Source organism: Streptomyces sp. NPDC029044 (assembly GCF_040637495.1).
GTDB lineage: Bacteria > Actinomycetota > Actinomycetes > Streptomycetales > Streptomycetaceae > Streptomyces.
Window position 1 is genome coordinate 1 of the sequence record NZ_JBEZWN010000037.1, and the last position, 17,259, is coordinate 17,259.

The 17,259-nt window shown below is 71.6% G+C and carries 16 protein-coding genes; 2 read left to right on the top strand and 14 right to left on the bottom strand.

The window, feature by feature from the left end; translation table 11 throughout:
* Positions 1-336: 336 nt before the first annotated feature.
* From AB0E85_RS25775 to AB0E85_RS25790, 4 genes are all read right to left on the bottom strand, one after another.
* Positions 337-873: a hypothetical protein gene (locus tag AB0E85_RS25775; RefSeq protein WP_361931521.1), complete on the bottom strand. Its 537-nt coding sequence runs from the start codon at positions 871-873 to the stop codon at positions 337-339.
* Positions 874-908: 35 nt separating this feature from the next.
* Positions 909-1,481 carry a GNAT family protein gene (locus AB0E85_RS25780; RefSeq protein ID WP_361931523.1) on the bottom strand — a complete coding sequence of 191 codons (573 nt, stop codon included), beginning with the start codon at positions 1,479-1,481 and terminating at the stop codon, positions 909-911.
* Entirely contained in the window at positions 1,459-3,705 is a 2,247-nt protein-coding gene (locus tag AB0E85_RS25785; RefSeq protein ID WP_361931526.1) for an MMPL family transporter, read from the bottom strand. Before AB0E85_RS25785 ends, AB0E85_RS25780 begins: the two co-directional genes overlap by 23 nt.
* A gap of 158 nt (positions 3,706-3,863) precedes the next feature.
* The gene (locus AB0E85_RS25790; protein ID WP_361931528.1) at positions 3,864-4,205 is read right to left on the bottom strand and encodes a hypothetical protein; all 342 of its coding nucleotides are present in this window, start codon (positions 4,203-4,205) and stop codon (positions 3,864-3,866) included.
* 191 nt (positions 4,206-4,396) lie between these two features.
* On the opposite strand from AB0E85_RS25790, the gene AB0E85_RS25795 reads away from it, so the two are divergent.
* The gene (locus AB0E85_RS25795) at positions 4,397-5,200 is read left to right on the top strand and encodes a methyltransferase domain-containing protein (RefSeq protein ID WP_361931531.1); all 804 of its coding nucleotides are present in this window, start codon (positions 4,397-4,399) and stop codon (positions 5,198-5,200) included.
* 97 nt (positions 5,201-5,297) lie between these two features.
* On the opposite strand, the gene gatB is transcribed toward AB0E85_RS25795, so the two are convergent.
* The 10 genes from gatB to AB0E85_RS25845 all read right to left on the bottom strand — a co-directional run bounded on the left by gatB (position 5,298) and on the right by AB0E85_RS25845 (position 16,850).
* Positions 5,298-6,812: an Asp-tRNA(Asn)/Glu-tRNA(Gln) amidotransferase subunit GatB gene (gene gatB, locus AB0E85_RS25800; protein ID WP_184564596.1), complete on the bottom strand. Its 1,515-nt coding sequence runs from the start codon at positions 6,810-6,812 to the stop codon at positions 5,298-5,300.
* A 16-nt stretch (positions 6,813-6,828) separates the two neighbouring features.
* On the bottom strand, positions 6,829-7,068 hold the full coding sequence (locus tag AB0E85_RS25805) for a hypothetical protein (protein ID WP_019329755.1): 240 nt from the start codon (positions 7,066-7,068) through the stop codon (positions 6,829-6,831).
* Positions 7,065-8,558, bottom strand: coding sequence for an Asp-tRNA(Asn)/Glu-tRNA(Gln) amidotransferase subunit GatA (gene gatA, locus AB0E85_RS25810; RefSeq protein WP_361931535.1), 1,494 nt, complete (start codon positions 8,556-8,558; stop codon positions 7,065-7,067). Before gatA ends, AB0E85_RS25805 begins: the two co-directional genes overlap by 4 nt.
* Before the next feature lie 6 nt (positions 8,559-8,564).
* Positions 8,565-8,861 (bottom strand): Asp-tRNA(Asn)/Glu-tRNA(Gln) amidotransferase subunit GatC, encoded by a 297-nt coding sequence (gene gatC, locus AB0E85_RS25815; RefSeq protein WP_018531282.1) that lies wholly within the window; start codon positions 8,859-8,861, stop codon positions 8,565-8,567.
* A gap of 126 nt (positions 8,862-8,987) precedes the next feature.
* Positions 8,988-11,276, bottom strand: coding sequence for a bifunctional diguanylate cyclase/phosphodiesterase (locus tag AB0E85_RS25820; protein ID WP_361931538.1), 2,289 nt, complete (start codon positions 11,274-11,276; stop codon positions 8,988-8,990).
* 257 nt (positions 11,277-11,533) lie between these two features.
* Positions 11,534-13,729: an NAD-dependent DNA ligase LigA gene (ligA, locus tag AB0E85_RS25825; RefSeq protein ID WP_361931541.1), complete on the bottom strand. Its 2,196-nt coding sequence runs from the start codon at positions 13,727-13,729 to the stop codon at positions 11,534-11,536.
* Positions 13,730-13,744: 15 nt separating this feature from the next.
* Positions 13,745-14,752 (bottom strand): methionine synthase, encoded by a 1,008-nt coding sequence (locus AB0E85_RS25830; protein WP_361931543.1) that lies wholly within the window; start codon positions 14,750-14,752, stop codon positions 13,745-13,747.
* 31 nt (positions 14,753-14,783) lie between these two features.
* Positions 14,784-15,482, bottom strand: a complete 699-nt coding sequence (locus AB0E85_RS25835; RefSeq protein WP_361931546.1) for an SDR family oxidoreductase — start codon at positions 15,480-15,482, stop codon at positions 14,784-14,786.
* A 25-nt stretch (positions 15,483-15,507) separates the two neighbouring features.
* Entirely contained in the window at positions 15,508-16,047 is a 540-nt protein-coding gene (locus AB0E85_RS25840) for a TIGR00730 family Rossman fold protein (RefSeq protein WP_361931549.1), read from the bottom strand.
* Positions 16,044-16,850: a class I SAM-dependent methyltransferase gene (locus AB0E85_RS25845; protein WP_361931552.1), complete on the bottom strand. Its 807-nt coding sequence runs from the start codon at positions 16,848-16,850 to the stop codon at positions 16,044-16,046. Before AB0E85_RS25845 ends, AB0E85_RS25840 begins: the two co-directional genes overlap by 4 nt.
* Before the next feature lie 81 nt (positions 16,851-16,931).
* Between AB0E85_RS25845 and AB0E85_RS25850 the strand changes: the two genes are divergently transcribed.
* A complete protein-coding gene (locus AB0E85_RS25850) occupies positions 16,932-17,255 on the top strand; it encodes a DUF427 domain-containing protein (RefSeq protein ID WP_361931555.1) in 324 nt (107 codons plus the stop codon).
* Positions 17,256-17,259 lie beyond the last annotated feature (4 nt).

Consider the following 17,259-nt stretch of genomic DNA (forward strand, 5'->3'; position numbering starts at 1 on the left):
AAGTAAAGAAGTGCAGCCTGGACTTCCGCTTGCTCCGGGGCAGGAGTACAAAGGACTCAACGGCCCGCGAGACCAAGGACATCCGAGAGGATCACTGAGGTCGGAGGTGCGCAGCTGCTGGAACTCGTACTCGTGCATGGTGTGTCCTTCGAGGAGACGCCGGTCACGGAGTGTTTCTCCGTGATGACCTCACTCTCGTCCCCCAGGCGGGGGCACCACATCGGGAGAGTTCCGCATCTTCGGCGACCTGAGGGGCCTTAGACACGGCTGAGGGGCCTCAGGGGCTCCGTAAGGTGCTTACGGAACCGCCTGAGACCCCTCAGGACACGCGGGCTCTCAGCTCGCGGACGGCAGTCCGAGCAGGACGCCGGTGTACTTGAGGACGGCCAGGAACAGGCCGATGACGCCGAGGGCGACTCCCGCCCAGGCGACGGACTTGATCCAGGGGGCCTGGATCCGGCCCGGCGTGCCGAACGCGGGCCGGGCGAGCGTCACGACGCCGGTGACCAGCGCGATCAGCGCGAACAGGCCGCCCCACAGGGCGGTGGTCTGCCAGGCGTCGCCGTAGACCGCCTGGATCTGCTGGGCCACGCCCGCGTTCTGCGCGGTCTCCAGCTGGCCGACGAGGTTCTGGCGCGCGGAGGCGACGGTGCCGATCCAGCTGCCGGTGAGCGAGACGACGCCCAGAGCGGCGGAGACCACGGCGGCGGCGCCCTGTCCGACGCCGGAGGGGGTGCCCTCCTTGGTCTGCGCGTCGTCGGCCGCGGCCGGGGCCTCGGTCTCGGGCACCTCGTCGGACTTGGTGGTGTCCACCGCCTTCTCGTCGGTCGTGGCCTGGGTGGCCTCGGTCTCGTCCACTGCGTTCGTAGCCATGTCTCGCACCGTAGGGTCGCTGTCTGAGAAGTCTCTTAATGATCGTTGTGAGCGGCACGCGCGCGTGCGGCGCGCCACTCGGGTGCCAGCACCGACCAGACTTCGAGATCGTGCCGTAGGCCACCATAGGGGTGGGCCTCGCGCCGCACACCGTCCCGGGTCATGCCGAGTCGCCGCGCCACGTTCAGGCTCGGCCGGTTGCCGGAGGCGGCCACCCATTCGACGCGGTGGATGCCGCGCTGCTCGACGGCCCAGTCGATGAGGACCCGCATCGCGCGCGTGACCAGGCCGCGGCCCGTCGCGGCCGGCTCCAGCCAGCAGCCGACCTCGCAGTTGCCGGTCGCCGCGTCGAAGTTCAGGAACAGCACCCCGCCCACCAGCGTCCCCTCCAGCCACAGGCCGTGCAGGGAGCCGGTGTCGGCGGCGCGCAGGTCGGCGTAGCGCTGGAGCCTGGCCCGGGCCGAGGGCAGGTCCGTCTCGGTCGTGCCGAACGGGATGTACTGCCCGATGAACTCCCGCCCCCGTTCCAGGTGCGCCAGGAACTCCCCGGCGTGCCAGGGTTCCAGGGGCCTCAGCTCGGCGTCGTCACCCAGGGATATCGCGTACATCCCGCTGTCGCTCCTCCTCCGCCAGGACGTCCGCCACCTCGGCGTCCGTCGCGGCGGCCAGCCTCTCATGGGCGGCTCGGCTCTCGGGCGGCTCGATGCTGATGCGCGGCATGCGCTTGTCCAGCCAGCGGGGCAGCCACCAGTTGGCGCCGCCGAGCAGGTGCATCAGGGCCGGGACGAGGAGGGTGCGCAGGACGAAGGCGTCCAGGGCGACGGCGGCGGCCAGGGCGATGCCGAACATGGCGATCACCCGGTCACCGCTGAGGACGAAGGCCAGGAAGACGGAGATCATGATGACCGCCGCCGAGTTGATCACCCGGCTGGTCTCGGCGAGGCCGACGCGCACGGCCCGCCGGTTGTCGCCGGTCTCCAGCCACTCCTCGTACATCCGGCTGACCAGGAAGACCTGGTAGTCCATGGAGAGGCCGAAGAGCACCGACACCATGATCACGGGCAGGAAGGGCTCGATGGGCCCGGCGCTGCCGAGGCCGAGCAGTTCGCTGCCCCAGCCCCACTGGAAGATCGCGACCACCACTCCGAAGGCCGAGGCCACGGCGGCGACGTTCATCGCGGCGGCCTTCAGCGGGATGCCGACGGAGCGGAAGGCGAGCAGGAGCAGCAGACAGCCCAGGCCTATGACGACCCCCACGAACACCGGCAGTTTGGAGACGATGACGTCGGCGAAGTCGTCGTAGCCGGCCGTCATGCCGCCCACCTGCACGTCGAGGGAGGTGCCCGCCTCGGCGCGCGGCAGTACCTCGCCGCGCAGCCGGTCGACGAGGTCGCTGGTGTCCTTGGACTGCGGGGAGGACTCCGGGACGACGGTGAGGTAGGCGGTGTGGCCGCCGGAGTCGAAGGTCACCGGGGTGACCGAGGCGACGCCGTCGGTGCTGCGGAGGGTGCCGTCGAGGTTGTCCAGGGCGAGCTTGTCGTCGGCTCCGTCGACCTTGGTGACGAGGGTGAGCGGGCCGTTCACGCCGGGGCCGAAGCCGTCGGCCAAGAGGTCGTAGGCCTGGCGGGTGGTGGCCGTCTTCGGGCCGTTGCCCTGGTCGGAGGTGCCCAGGTGCAGGGAGAAGGTGGGCAGCGCGAGGACGGCCATGACGACCAGGGCGACCGCGCCGAGCACCTTGGGGTGGCGTTCCACGAAGGCCGACCAGCGGGCGGCGAAGCCGGTCGGCACCTCGGGCTCCGGCCCGTGCTCGGCGAGGCGGCGGCGCTCGCGGCGGCTGAGCGCGCGCATGCCGATGAAGGACAGCAGGGCGGGCAGCAGGGTCACGGAGGCGGCGACGGTGAGGATCACGGTGAGGCTGGCCGCGACGGCGACGCCGTTGAGGAAGCTCAGCCGGAGGATCAGCATGCCGAGCAGCGCGATGCAAACGGTCGCGCCCGCGAAGACGACCGCCCGTCCCGTGGTCGCGACGGCGTTGGTGGCGGCCTCGGTGACGGACAGGCCGCGTTTCAGCCCCCGCCGGTGCCGGGTGACGATGAACAGCGCGTAGTCGATGCCGACGCCGAGTCCGACGAGCATGCCCAGCATCGGTGCGAAGTCCGCGACGGTCATGGCGTGGCCGAGCAGCACGATCCCGGCGTAGGCGGTGCCGACGCCGACCAGGGCGGTGGCGATGGGCAGCAGGGAGGCGGCGAGCGAGCCGAAGGCGAGGAACAGCACCACCGCGGCGACCAGCACGCCGACGATCTCGGCGAGGTGCCCGCCGGAGGACTCGGTGAGCGCGACGGCGCTGCCGCCCAGCTCCACCTGGAGTCCGTCGGTCTCGGCGCTCTTGGCGGTGTCGACGACGGCCCGGGCCTCGCTCTCGGCGATGTCCTCGGCCTGGTCGTCGAAGGTGACCGAGGCGTACGCCGTGCGGCCGTCCGCGCTGATGCGGCCCGTGCCCGGCCCGTCGTAGGGACTGGTGACGGAGGCCACCCCGGGGAGGTCCTCGATCCGGTCCAGGGTGCGGGTCATCGTCTGCTCGACGTCGGCGGCGCGGACGCTGCCGGAGGCGGTGTGCCAGACGACGGTGTCGCTGTCCCCGCCGAGCTGCGGGAAGCCCTCGTGCAGCAGCTCGGTGGCCCGGCCCGACTCGGTGCCGGGAACCTGGTAGTCGTTCGAGTACGTGGTGCCGGCGACGGCGGCACCGGCGGCGACCCCCGCGAACGCGAGGAGCCACAGCAGGACACTGAGCAGGCGGCGCTGGACACACCAGCGTGCGAGGGCTGCCACGAAACGTGCTCCCGGAGTTGCCTTGTGTGGATCTTTGGCCGGGAACAGTCGTACATGAACTGAACAGCCAGCAAAGAACGCATGAGCAATGCGCTGCCACTCTTACAAACGAACGAGATCATTTGTCGGTTTCGTGGGCTTATTCACAGCGGCCGCGCTCAGTCGAACTGGTCCCCCAGCGCCATCACCATCACACCCGCGATCAGCAGCCACAGCGCCCGCCGGGTACGGCCGCGCGAGCCCAGCACCGCGGCGGCAGCGCACACGGCGGCCCCGCCGGCGTAGGCGGCCGGGACGAGGGCCGGAGCTGAGCGGGTGAGGCGCAGCAGCGCAGCGGCGAGGCCCGCCAGGGTCAGTGCGGCGCCGGTGCCGGCCGCGGTCCAGCGGGCCCGCCGCGCGTCGTGCCCGCCCTCCGCCGGGTCGTCGGCCTGGTCCTGATCGTCGGCCGCCTCCGCATCCGCTGTCTCCGGACCGGTGTCGGAATCAGGACGTCCACTCATGGTCGAGACGGTAGCGCGCCGGGTGGCGAAAACCGGGTGCGGGGCCGGAGGGCCGGCTGCTAGCGTCCGCTGGTCCGAGGAATGCCCGCGGCCTCCCGCCGCCCGGCCGAAGCAGGTGCGTTGTTTGACGGTCCGACCGAGCTCCTCCGCATCCCCTTTCTTCCTCAAGGACTCAAGGAGCCCGTCCACCGATGTCGGACATCACTTCCCGGACCTCGAACGACCCCCTCACTGACCGTGTGAGCCACCCCGGCTACCCGCGCAGCAACGGCTACGACGCCCGCTGGACCATCGACAACCAGATGGGCCCGCACGCGCTGTGGCTGCTGGAGTGGCTGGCCCCCGCCCTGGGGCTCGACACCCTGCGCCCCGGTTCCCGCGTGCTCGACCTGGGCTGCGGCCGTGCCATGACGTCGATCTTCCTCGCCAAGGAGTACGACGTGTCGGTCACCGCTGCCGACCTGTGGATCAAGCCCGACGAGAACGCCGGGCGCATCGCCGAGGCGGGCGTCGCCGACCGCGTCCTGCCCGTGCTCGCCGAGGCGCACGACCTGCCGTTCGGCGAGAACGGCTTCGACACGATCGTCTCGGTCGACGCCTACCAGTACTTCGGCACCGACGACCTGTACCTGCCTCATCTGACGCGGCTGCTGAAGCCCGGCGGGCGGATCGGCGTCGTCGTACCGGCGCTGCGCGAGGAGATCGACGGCGTCGAGCCGCCGGAGCACCTCAAGCCGTACTGGGAGCCCGACTTCTGGTGCTTCCACACCGCGGCGTGGTGGCGACGCCACTGGACGCGCAGCGGGGCCGTGGAGGTCGAGACCGCGGACTGGCTGGAGGACGGCTGGCGCGACTGGCTGCGCTGGTGCGAGGTCGTGGCCGAGGAGCACACGGACGAGTGGCACGTCCGGATGGCCGGCCGGTGCGCCGAGATGCTGCGCCTCGACCGGGGCCGGACGCTGGGCTTCGTCCGGGTCGTCGGCCGCCGCCCGTGAGTGCATGCGGCCTCTGAGCGCATGACGCCTCTGAGCGCATGACGAGGGGGGACGCACCGGGTCCGGTGCGTCCCCCCTCGTCGGGGTCCCCGGGCGGTCAGCCCTCGCTGACGCCCAGCTTCTGAAGGATCAGCTCCTTCACGCGGGCCGCGTCGGCCTGACCCCGGGTCGCCTTCATGACCGCGCCGACCAGCGCGCCGGCCGCGGCCACCTTGCCGCCACGGATCTTGTCCGCGACGCCCGGGTTGCCGGCGATGGCCTCCTCGACGGCGGTGGTGAGGGCGCCCTCGTCGGAGACGACCTTCAGACCGCGCTTGTCGACGACCTCGTCAGGGGTGCCCTCGCCCGCGAGGACGCCCTCGATGACCTGCCGGGCCAGCTTGTCGTTCAGGTCGCCCTTCGCGACGAGCTCGGTGACCCGGGCCACCTGCGCCGGCGTGATCGCCAGCTCGTCGAGCGCCTTGCCCGACTCGTTGGCGCTGCGGGCCAGCTCACCCATCCACCACTTGCGGGCGGAGGCGGCGTCGGCCCCGGCCTCGATCGTGGCGACGATCGGCTCCAGCGCACCGGCGTTGAGGATCGCCTGCATGTCGGTGGCCGAGACGCCCCACTCCTCACGGAGCCGGTTGCGGCGGACCAGCGGCAGCTCGGGCAGCCCGGCCCGGATCTCCTCGACCCACTCGCGGGACGGGGCGACCGGGACGAGGTCGGGCTCCGGGAAGTACCGGTAGTCCTCGGCCTCCTCCTTCACACGGCCCGAGGTCGTCGACCCGGTGTCCTCGTGGAAGTGGCGGGTCTCCTGGATGATCGTGCCGCCCGAGGACAGCACGGCCGCGTGCCGCTGGATCTCGAAGCGGGCCGCGCGCTCCACGGACCTGAGCGAGTTGACGTTCTTCGTCTCGGAGCGCGTGCCGAACTTCTCGGTGCCGTTCGGGCGCAGCGACAGGTTCACGTCGCAGCGCATCTGGCCCATCTCCATCCGGGCCTCGGAGACGCCGAGCGCCTTGATGAGCTCGCGCAGCTCACGGACGTAGGCCCGCGCGACCTCGGGGGCGCGCTCGCCGGCGCCCTCGATCGGCTTGGTGACGATCTCGATGAGCGGGATGCCGGCGCGGTTGTAGTCGAGCAGGGAGTGGGACGCGCCGTGGATGCGGCCGGTGGCGCCGCCGACGTGCGTCGACTTGCCGGTGTCCTCCTCCATGTGGGCGCGCTCGATCTCCACGCGGAAGGTCTCGCCGTCCTCCAGCTGCACGTCGAGGTAGCCGTTGAAGGCGATCGGCTCGTCGTACTGGGAGGTCTGGAAGTTCTTCGGCATGTCCGGATAGAAGTAGTTCTTCCGGGCGAAGCGGCACCACTCGGCGATCTCGCAGTTCAGCGCGAGGCCGATCTTGATGGCGGACTCGACGCCGGTCGCGTTGACGACCGGGAGCGCGCCGGGCAGGCCGAGGCAGACCGGGCAGGTCTGCGTGTTGGCGTCCTGGCCGAGGGCGGTCGAGCAGCCGCAGAACATCTTGGTCTTGGTGCCGAGTTCGACATGGACCTCAAGGCCCATGACGGGGTCGTACGACGCGAGTGCGTCCTCGTACGACACCAGGTCGGTCGTGGTGGTCACGGTGAGTACTTCCCTCTCAGCCCAGCAGGACGTCGTCGTCGCCCAGCCGCTTCAGCTCGCGGTAGAGAATGGCGAGGTTGGTGACGACCGCGGCGCCGGTCACGACGGCGTCGAGCAGCCGCAGCGTGTCGTTGTCTCCGCGGGCCTTCTTGATCTGCTTGTAGACACCGACGGCGCCGAACGCCGACGTGGCCATCGACACGTACAGACCGGACTTGGACTTCTTGAAGCCCTTGGCCTTGGACAGTGCGCTCACAGCGACGGAGCCTCCTCGATCAGCGGGTGGCCCCACTTTTCCACGAAGGCGGCCTCGACGGCTGCTCCCACCTTGTACAGGCGGTCGTCCTTCATGACGGGGGCGATGATCTGCAGGCCGACCGGGAGGTTGTCCTCCGGGGCGAGACCGCACGGCAGCGACATGGCCGCGTTGCCCGCCAGGTTGGTCGGGATGGTGCACAGGTCGGCGAGGTACATCGCCATCGGGTCGTCGGCGCGCTCGCCGATCGCGAAGGCGGTGGTCGGGGTCGTCGGGGAGACGATCACGTCGACCTGCTCGAACGCCTTGTCGAAGTCCTGCTTGATGAGCGTGCGGACCTTCTGGGCGCTGCCGTAGTAGGCGTCGTAGTAGCCGCTCGACAGGGCGTACGTGCCGAGCATGATGCGGCGCTTGACCTCGGGTCCGAAGCCGGCCTCGCGGGTGAGCGAGGTGACCGCCTCGGCGGAGTTCGTGCCGTCGTCGCCGGTCCGCAGGCCGTAGCGCAGGCCGTCGAAGCGGGCGAGGTTCGAGGAGCACTCCGAGGGTGCGATCAGGTAGTACGCCGACAGCGCCAGGTCGAAGGACGGGCAGTCCAGCTCGACGATCTCGGCGCCCAGCTCCTTCAGCAGCGCGACCGACTCGTCGAACCGCTGGATGACGCCGGCCTGGTAGCCCTCGCCGCGGAACTGCTTGACGACGCCGACCCGCATGCCCGCGACGCTGCCGTTGCGGGCGGCCTCGACGACCGCCGGGACGGGCTCGTCGATGGACGTGGAGTCGAGCGGGTCGTGCCCGGCGATGACCTCGTGCAGCAGCGCCGCGTCCAGGACCGTACGGGCGCAGGGCCCGCCCTGGTCGAGGGAGCTGGAGAAGGCGACCATGCCGTAGCGGGAGACCGCGCCGTAGGTCGGCTTGACGCCGACCGTGCCGGTGACGGCGGCCGGCTGGCGGATGGAACCGCCGGTGTCGGTGCCGATGGCGAGGGGGGCCATGTGCGCGGCCAGCGCGGCGGAGGAACCGCCGCCGGAGCCGCCGGGGATCTTGGTCAGGTCCCAGGGGTTGCCGGTCGGGCCGTAGGCGCTGTTCTCGGTGGAGGACCCCATGGCGAACTCGTCCATGTTGGTCTTGCCGAGGATGACGACGTCGGCGGCCTTGAGCCGCTGGGTGACCGTCGCGTCGTACGGCGGGATCCAGCCTTCGAGGATCTTCGAACCGACGGTCGTGGGCACGCCCTCGGTGGTGAAGATGTCCTTCAGCGCCAGGGGCACGCCGGCCAGCGGGCCGAGCTTCTCGCCGCGCTCGCGCTTGGCGTCCACGGCACGGGCCTGGGCGAGGGCGCCCTCGCGGTCGACGTGCAGGAAGGCGTGCACCTTCTCGTCGACGGCCTCGATGCGGGCCAGGTGGGCCTCGGTGACCTGCACCGCGGTGAGCTCGCCGGAGGCGATCTTCGCGGCGGTCTCGGCGGCGGTGAGCTTGATGATGTCCGTCATGACTTCTTAGTCCTCCCCCAGGATCTGCGGCACCTTGAAACGCTGCTGCTCCTGGGCCGGGGCGCCGGAGAGCGCCTGCTCGGGGGTGAGCGACGGACGGACCTCGTCCGCGCGCATGACGTTCGTCAGCGGGAGCGGGTGCGAGGTCGGCGGTACGTCTTGGTCGGCGACCTCACTGACGCGGGCGACCGCGCCGATGATGTCGTCCAGCTGTCCCGCGAAGTGGTCGAGCTCTTCGGGCTTCAGCTCCAGACGCGCCAGCCGGGCGAGGTGGGCGACCTCCTCGCGCGTGATGCCAGGCATGCAGCGATCCTCAGGGGTGAGTGAATGTGGTTTGGCCTAATCCTATGGGGCGGGAGGGCGTGCCCGTGAAACGGTTTGCCGGACCTTCGCGCCCCGGCTCCGCCAGGGCGCGTCGGGTCACCGTGACTAGCCGACCCGGCCCGAGTCGTCCGCCGCGGCCGCCGGCAGGGCGGCGCGGGGGCGCTGCCAGCCCCGGGAGCCCCGGGCGCGGAGCCAGGCCGTGGTCTCGTCCGGGGGCATCGCGGCGGCGACCAGCCAGCCCTGGACCGCGTCGCAGCCGAGGTCGCGCAGGCGTTCCCAGGTCTCGTCGTCCTCGACGCCCTCGGCGACGACGAGCAGGCCGAGGGAGTGGGCCAGGTCGACCGTGCAGCGCACGATCTCGGCATCCTCGGTGTCGACTGCGAGGCGCGCCACGAACGAACGGTCGATCTTCAGCTCGCTGACCGGCAGCCGGCGCAGGTGCACGAGCGAGGAGTAGCCCGTGCCGAAGTCGTCGAGGGACATCTTCACGCCGTGCGCGGTCAGCTGGTTGAGGGTGTCCGCGGCGCGCTGCGGGTCCTCCAGGAGGACGTGTTCCGTGATCTCCAGTTGGAGCGCTCCCGCCGGGACGCCGTGCCGGGCCAGCCGGGCGGCGACGGATCCGGCGAAGCCGGGGGTGTGCACGTCGCGCGGGGAGACGTTCACGGCGACCGGGACGAACAGGCCCTGCTCCCGCCAGCGGGCGACTTGGCCGAGCGCGGTCTCCAGCACGTACTCGGTGAGGTGGGGCATCAGGCCCGAGGACTCGGCGATCGCTATGAACTCGTCCGGCGGCACCTTGCCCCGCTCGGGGTGCACCCAGCGGACCAGGGCCTCCAGACCCGCGACCTGCCCGTCGAAGCGGACCTTGGGCTGGTAGTGCAGATGCACCTCGTGCGCGTCGAGGGCGCGGCGCAGATCGCCCAGCAGGCCGAGGCGGTCGGGGGTGTTGGAGTCGCGCTTGGACTCGTAGACCTCCACGCCGGTGCGGTCCCGCTTGGCCTGGTACATCGCCACGTCCGCCCGCCGCAGCAGTCCTTCGGCGTCCAGGGCGTGGTCGGGGAAGACGGCGACCCCGGCGCTGGCCTCCAGGACGAGGGTGAGGCCGTCGAGGTCGAGGGGGGAGCTGAGGGCGGCGACGAGGGTGCGGGCGATCCGGGTCGCGGACGTGGTGGAGTCGGCGACCGGCAGTAAGACGGCGAATTCGTCCCCGCCGAGCCGGGCGGCCTCCGCCCCGCGCGGCAGCGCCACCCGCAGGCGGTCGGCGATCTGGAGCAGCAGCCGGTCACCGGCGAGATGACCGAGCGTGTCGTTGACCGACCGGAACCGGTCGAGGTCGATCAGCATGAGGGCGGCGCGGGCGTCGATCCGCTCCGCGTCGTCCAGCGCGGTCCAGATGCGCTCCAGCAGCCACTGGCGGTTGGGCAGCCCGGTCAGCGGGTCGCGCAGCTGTTCCTCCGCGCGGGCCCGGGCTATCCACAGGGTGGAGTCCAGGGCGATCAGGGGGATGGAGAACAGCGGCAGCAGGATCGGCTTGGCCACGGCGACCACGCAGACCAGCGGCGCGATGCCGAGCAGTGCGACGGCGACCAGACCCTGCCTGACCAGGGCGGTGCGGGCGACCGTGGGCAGACCGGGGCGCGGGGCGTGCAGGTACCAGAGCAGGACGCGGGTGACCATCAGGTAGGCGACGGCGACCAGGGCCACCTGGGGTGCGGTGGCGAGCGTCCAGGCGGCGGGATCCGCCGGCGACTCGACGGACGGAACGGTGCCGAAGACGGCCAGCACGAGCGCGCCGGCGCCGATGCCGAGGAGGTCGACGGCGCCGTGCAGGACGCCCTGGCGCCAGCGGTTGCGGCGGGCTATGCCCACCAGCACGACGACCGTGAGGCTGACCATGCCGGCCGGCACCCAGCCGTAGAGCAGCAGCACGGCGAGGGTGAGGGCGGCGCCCGAGCCGGTGCCGCCCCACCAGCGGGAGCGGCCCAGCATGACGAGGTGGCCGACGATGATGCCGGTCAGCACGGCCAGCGCCCAGCCGGCCGTGCCCGACGGGAAGAGCGCGTGGCCGCCGGTGAAGGCGCGGTAGAAGCCGGCGCCCAGGACGAATCCGGCCGCCGCGACGACGGCCGCGGGCAGCGCGGGCCAGGACTGGTGCCGTTCGCCGTCGGGGTCGTCCGCGCCGGCGGGGAGGGGCGTGCGTTCGGTGATCGGCTGTGCGCCGGGGCCGTCCACGGCGCGCCCCCCGTCACCCCGCCCGTCCGGGGTGTACTGTCCGACGGCGCGCACCTCCGCTCCCGGACGCCCCGCCGGCCGCACGGCCCCACGGACTGCACGCCATGCGACCGCCACACGGCGCAGCCGTGAGCCCGGCACGGCGCTCTCGGTCGGTTCCATTCCCGTCCCTCTCACAGCCGGCGGTGCCCACGCCCCGCGGCCCGGTGCCCGACATCCCTCGACGGCCCGCGCCCGAAAACCCTTCCCCGCGCTCTTGCGAGCACGAAGATGCCCCGACCGCAGCTGGGCACGGCAGGCGCACATCTCAACAGTAGGCCGCAGAAGGCTTCCACGGGCAGCGGTCGCCGACGGTTGCCCGAATGCGCCCCGGCCACCCGTATGCATCTGGTATGCGCCGAACGGGTGGCCTTCAACCGCTACTCCTCGGCCGAAAGGGCGACTTCGGCCGCGGCCTGCGGTCCCTGCTCCAGCAGGACGCCGAAACCGTCCTCGTTCAGGACCGGGACCTTCAGCTGCATCGCCTTGTCGTACTTCGATCCGGGGCTGTCCCCGACGACGACGAACGACGTCTTCTTCGAAACGGAGCCGGTCACCTTCGCCCCGCGGCTTTGCAGCGCCTCCTTGGCGCCGTCCCGGGTGAAGTGTTCGAGGGTGCCGGTGACGACGACGGTGAGACCTTCGAGCGGGCGCGGCCCCTCGTCCTCGCCGCTGCTCTCGGCCTCCATGCGGACGCCCGCGGCCTTCCACTTACGGATGATGTCGCGGTGCCAGTCCTCGGCGAACCACTGCTTGAGGGAGGCGGCGATGGTCGGTCCGACGCCCTCGGTGACCGCCAGTTCCTCCTCCGTGGCCTGGTCGATCCGCTCGATCGAGCGGAACTCGCGGGCCAGCGCCTCCGCGGCGACGGGCCCGACGTGACGGATCGACAGGCTGGTGATGACGCGCGCCAAGGGGCGCTCCTTGGCAGCGGCGATGTTCTCCAGCATGGCGACCGCGTTCTTGCGGGGCTCGCCCTGCTGGTTGGCGAAGATCGTGGCGACCTTCTCCTCGCCGGTCTTCGGGTCGCGCTTGGGCAGCCCGCTGTCCGGGTCGAGGACGTACGCCTTGATGGGCAGCAGCTGCTCGATGGTGAGGTCGAACAGGTCGCCCTCGTCGACCAGCGGCGGGTCCTCCGGCTCCAGCGGGGCGGTGAGGGCGGCGGCGGCGACATAGCCGAAGTGCTCGATGTCCAGCGCCTTGCGGCCCGCGAGGTAGAACAGGCGCTCGCGCAACTGGGCCGGGCAGGTGCGGGCGTTGGGGCAGCGCAGGTCGACGTCGCCCTCCTTCATCGGCCGCAGCGCCGTCCCGCACTCGGGGCACTCGCTCGGCATCACGAACTCGCGCTCGGTGCCGTCGCGCTTGTCGACGACCGGGCTGAGGATCTCGGGGATGACGTCACCGGCCTTGCGCAGCACCACCGTGTCCCCGATGAGGACGCCCTTGGCCTTGACCACGTCCTGGTTGTGCAGCGTGGCGAACTCGACCTCGGAGCCCGCGACCGTGACCGGCTCGACCTGGGCGTAGGGGGTGACGCGGCCGGTGCGGCCCACGCCCACGCGGATGTTGACGAGCTTGGTGTTGACCTCCTCCGGCGCGTACTTGTACGCGATCGCCCAGCGTGGGGCGCGCGAGGTGGAGCCGAGGCGGCCCTGGAGGGGGATCTGGTCGAGCTTGACGACGACGCCGTCGATCTCGTGCTCGACGGAGTGGCGGTTCTCGCCGAAGTGGGCGATGAACTCCCGGACGCCTTCCAGGCCGTCGACCACCTTGTTGTGCCGGGAGGTGGGCAGGCCCCACGTCTTGAGCAGGTCGTAGGCCTGGGAGAGACGGGTCAGGCCCGTGAAGCCCTCCAGGGCGCCGATGCCGTGGACCACCATGTGCAGGGGGCGGGTGGCGGTGACGCGCGGGTCCTTCTGGCGCAGGGAACCGGCCGCCGCGTTGCGCGGGTTGGCGAAGGGCTTGTCACCGGCCTCGACGAGGCGGGCGTTGAGCTCCTGGAACTTCTCCATCGGGAAGTAGACCTCGCCGCGGATCTCCACGAGGTCGGGGACGGAGTCACCCTTGAGGCGGTCGGGGATCTCGGCGATCGTGCGGACGTTGGGCGTGATGTCCTCGCCGGTGCGGCCGTCACCGCGGGTGGCGGCGCGGGTCAGGCGGCCGCGCTCGTAGGTGAGGTTCACCGCGAGGCCGTCGACCTTGAGCTCGCACAGGAAGTGGTACTCCTGCTCGCCCAGTTCCCTGGCGATGCGCTCCGTCCAGGCGGCCATCTCCTCGTCGTTGAACGTGTTGTCGAGGGAGAGCATGCGCCGGCGGTGCTCGACCGCCGTGAACTCCGTCTCGTAGGACCCGGAGACCTTCTGGGTCGGCGAGTCCGGTGTGCGCAGCTCGGGGTGCTCCTCCTCCAGCGCCTCCAGGGAACGCAGCAGCTGGTCGAACTCCGCGTCGCTGACGACGGGAGCGTCCTTCACGTAGTAGCGGAAGCGGTGCTCCTCGATCTGCTCCGCGAGGCGCGCGTGCTTCTCCCGTGCCTCGGCGGGCACCGTCGTCGTCTCCGCTTGCTTGTCGCCGGCCACCGTGTCGTCCTCCCGTTACTCTGGGTTGTCCGCGAGGGATCTCGCCGCCCGGGCGCAGTGCGCGAGGGCCGTGCGCGCGTACCCCGGGGAGGCCCCCGCGAGTCCGCACGCCGGGGTGACCGTGACCGCCTCCGCGAGAAGCCCCGGAGACAGCCCCAGCCTGCGCCACAGCGTCCTGACACCCATGACGCTACCGGCAGGGTCTGACAATGGGCCCTCGGTGCCCGGGACGACACCGGTGAAGAGCCGGGTGCCGCCCTCCACGGCCTCTCCGATCGCCTCGTCGTCACGCTCGGTGAGCAGGGAGAAGTCGAAGGAGACGGCGGCCGCTCCGGCCCGGCGGAGCAGGGCGAACGGCACGTCCGGGGCGCAGGAGTGGACCACGACCGGGCCGGACGTGTGCACCCCGACGAGGTCGCGCAGCGTCTGCTCGACGACCTGCCGGTCGACGGCCCGGTGGGTGCGGTAGCCGCTGGCGCTCTTCACCTGCCCGCGCAGGACGGCCGTGAGGGACGGCTCGTCGAGCTGGAGGACGAGCTGCGCGCCGGGGATCCGCCGCCGCAGTTCGGCCAGGTGCTGGCGCAGCCCTTCGGCGAGGGAGGCGGCGAGGTCGCGGCAGGCGCCGGCGTCGGAGAGGGCCGCCTCGCCGTTCCTGAGCTCCAGGTTGGCGGCGAGGGTCCAGGGGCCGACGGCCTGGACCTTCAGCGGCCCCTCGTACTCCTGCGTGAACTCCTCCAGGGCGTCGAGGTCCTCGCCGAGCCAGGAGCGGGCCCGTCTGGTGTCCCGCCCCGGCCGGTCCCCGAGCCGCCACCCGCTGGGCTCCACGCGCGCGTACAGCTCGACGAGCAGGCCGGCGGTCCGCCCGATCATGTCCGCGCCGGGGCCGCGGGCGGGCAGTTCGGGCAGGAAGGGGAAGTCCTCGAAGGTGCCGGTGACGGTCTTGGCGGCCTCACGGGCGTCGCCGCCCGGCATGGATCCCACGCCGGTGGCCGCGCCGAACCTGAACTGGCTGTTTTCGCTCACCGGAGAAGCCTACGCAGCCCCTTGACCGGGGTCAGCCGCCCGGGCGCACCGTGAGGTCGTTGACCTCCGCGTCGCGCGGCAGGTCCAGGGCCATCACGATCGTCGTGGCGACCGACTCGGGGTCGATCCACTTCGAGGCGTCGTACTCCTTGCCCTCCTGCTGGTGGACCTTGGCCTGCATGGGGCTGGCCGTGCGGCCGGGGTAGACCGAGGTGACGCGGACCCCGTGGCCGTGCTCCTCGTGGCGCAGGGAGTCGGCGAGGGCCTTCAGGCCGTGCTTGGAGGCGGCGTACGCGGACCAGTCGGCGTGGGCGTTGAGGCCCGCGCCGGAGTTGACGAAGAGCACGTGGCCGCGGGCGGCGCGCAGTTGGGGCAGGAAGTGGCGGGTCAGCTCGGCGGGAGCGATCAGGTTGACGTTGAGCTGGTGGCGCCAGGCCTTCGGGGTGAGCTCGCCGACCGGGCCGAGGTCGACCACGCCGGCGATGTGCAGCAGCGAGTCCACGCGGTCCGGGAGCGACTGGTGGGAGAAGGCCCAGGAGAGCCGGTCGGGCTCGGCGAGGTCCCCGACCAGGGTCCGCGACCCGGGGAACTCGGCGGCCAGTTCCTTCGCGCGGCCCGCGTCGCGCGCGTGCAGCACGAGCTCGTCCCCGCGCGCGTGCAGGCGGCGGGCCACGGCCGCGCCGATGCCGGAGCCGGCTCCGGTGATCACATGAGTAGCCATGCCCGCCATGCTCGCATCAGCGCCGGGGCCCGGGTCACCCGATGCCCCGGCTCTCCTCCAGGTACGCCAGTGCCCCCACCGGCTCCTCGGCGAAGAACACGAGGTCGGTGAGGGGGCGGGGCAGGAAGCCCTCGGCGTCCATGCGGCGGAACTGCTCCTTCAGGCCGTCGTAGAAGCCCGCGGTGTTGAGCAGGACCACCGGCTTGTCGGTGTGCCCGTGCTTCTTCAGCTCCAGGATCTCGGTCGCCTCGTCGAGCGTGCCCGTGCCGCCGACCATGATCACCACGGCGTCGGCCCGCTCCAGGAGCAGCTTCTTGCGCTCGGCGAGGTCCTTGGCGACGACCATCTCGTCGACGCCCGGGCGGGCTTTGGACGCGAGGAACTGCACGGAGACGCCGGCCAGCCGGCCGCCCGCCTCCTGCACCCCGTCGGCGACCACCTTCATCAGGCCGACGTCGGAGCCGCCCCACACGAGCGTGTGACCGCCCTTGCCCAGCAGCGTGGCGAACTCCCGCGCGGGGCGGGTGTAGCGCTCGTCGAGGTCGGCGGCGGACAGGAAGACGCAGATGTTCATGAACCCACCGTACGGGCCCGGTCCGGCGCGGCGGTGAGCCGCATTTTGGACTGCCGGTGCGGCAGGCGCTCCCAGTCGTCCATGAACCGGGCGTCCAGGCCGTGCTGGGCGGCGAGGTCGGTCAGGGTCCGCGTCCGGTAGTAGAAGTCTTCGTGCAGGACCTGGTGCTCCTCGCCCTCGGTGCGGTCGAAGGTGAAGTCGAAGAACCCGCCGGGCGCGAGGATCCGGCCGACGTTCGCGAAGCACTCCTCGATGACGTGCAGCGGCGAGTGCGAGAACACGCTGTGCGCGTGCACGACGTCGAAGTGCGCGTCCGGCAGGAAGGCGAAGGTGAGGTCGTCGGCGAGCGCCAGGTAGGGCAGTTTGGGCTGGAGCTTCTCGGCCACGAGGGTGTCCTGGGCGGCGAGCAGGATGTGCGGCGAGATGTCGATGCCGTAGTAGTGCCCGGTGTCGAGGTGGCCGATGAACAGCCGTCCGGCACGCAGGTTGCCGCAGCCGATCTCCAGCATCCGGTGGTGCGGCCGCAGGCCGTGGCCCACCAGGTAGTCGAACTGCATGCGGCCGATCCGCGCCCACTGCTCGCGCGAGGGGTTGTGCCCCACCGCCGCCTCCGCGCTGCGGGCCGCGTCCGAGGCCATCACGGCCCGGTAGTAGGCGATGTGGTCGGGGTGGCGCAGCCGCAGCCAGGCGTCGCGCACCGCACGCCGGGCGTGCGCGGGCACGCGCTCCGGGTGGCGCAGGGCGTACCGGACCTGGTGGAGCAGGCGGGAGCGGTTTCCGGCAGCCGGTTCCTTGGCGCGCATGGGGGCCTCCTGCGGCGAGGGAAGAACTCCGCTTCAGCCTGCGCTGTACCGGAGGAGTCGGCTACCCAAGGAGGGGCGATCGTGACGACAGGGCATCGCATCACCATCGAGCGCAGCGACCGGCACGTGCGCGTGGTGCACGGCGGGCAGGTGCTGGCGGAGAGCGACCGGTCGCTGGTGCTGCGCGAGACGGGGTGTCCCGACCGGTACTACATCCCGCCAAAGGACGTGGCGCTGGACCTGCTGACGGCGTCCGACGCGCAGACCTACTGCCCCTTCAAGGGCACCGCCTCCTACTGGTCCCGGCCGGACGCGGAGAACCTCGTCTGGGCGTATCCGGACCCCAAGCCGGACGTCGCCGAGATCAAGGACCACCTGTGCTTCTACGCGGTGGAAGTGTTCTGATCGG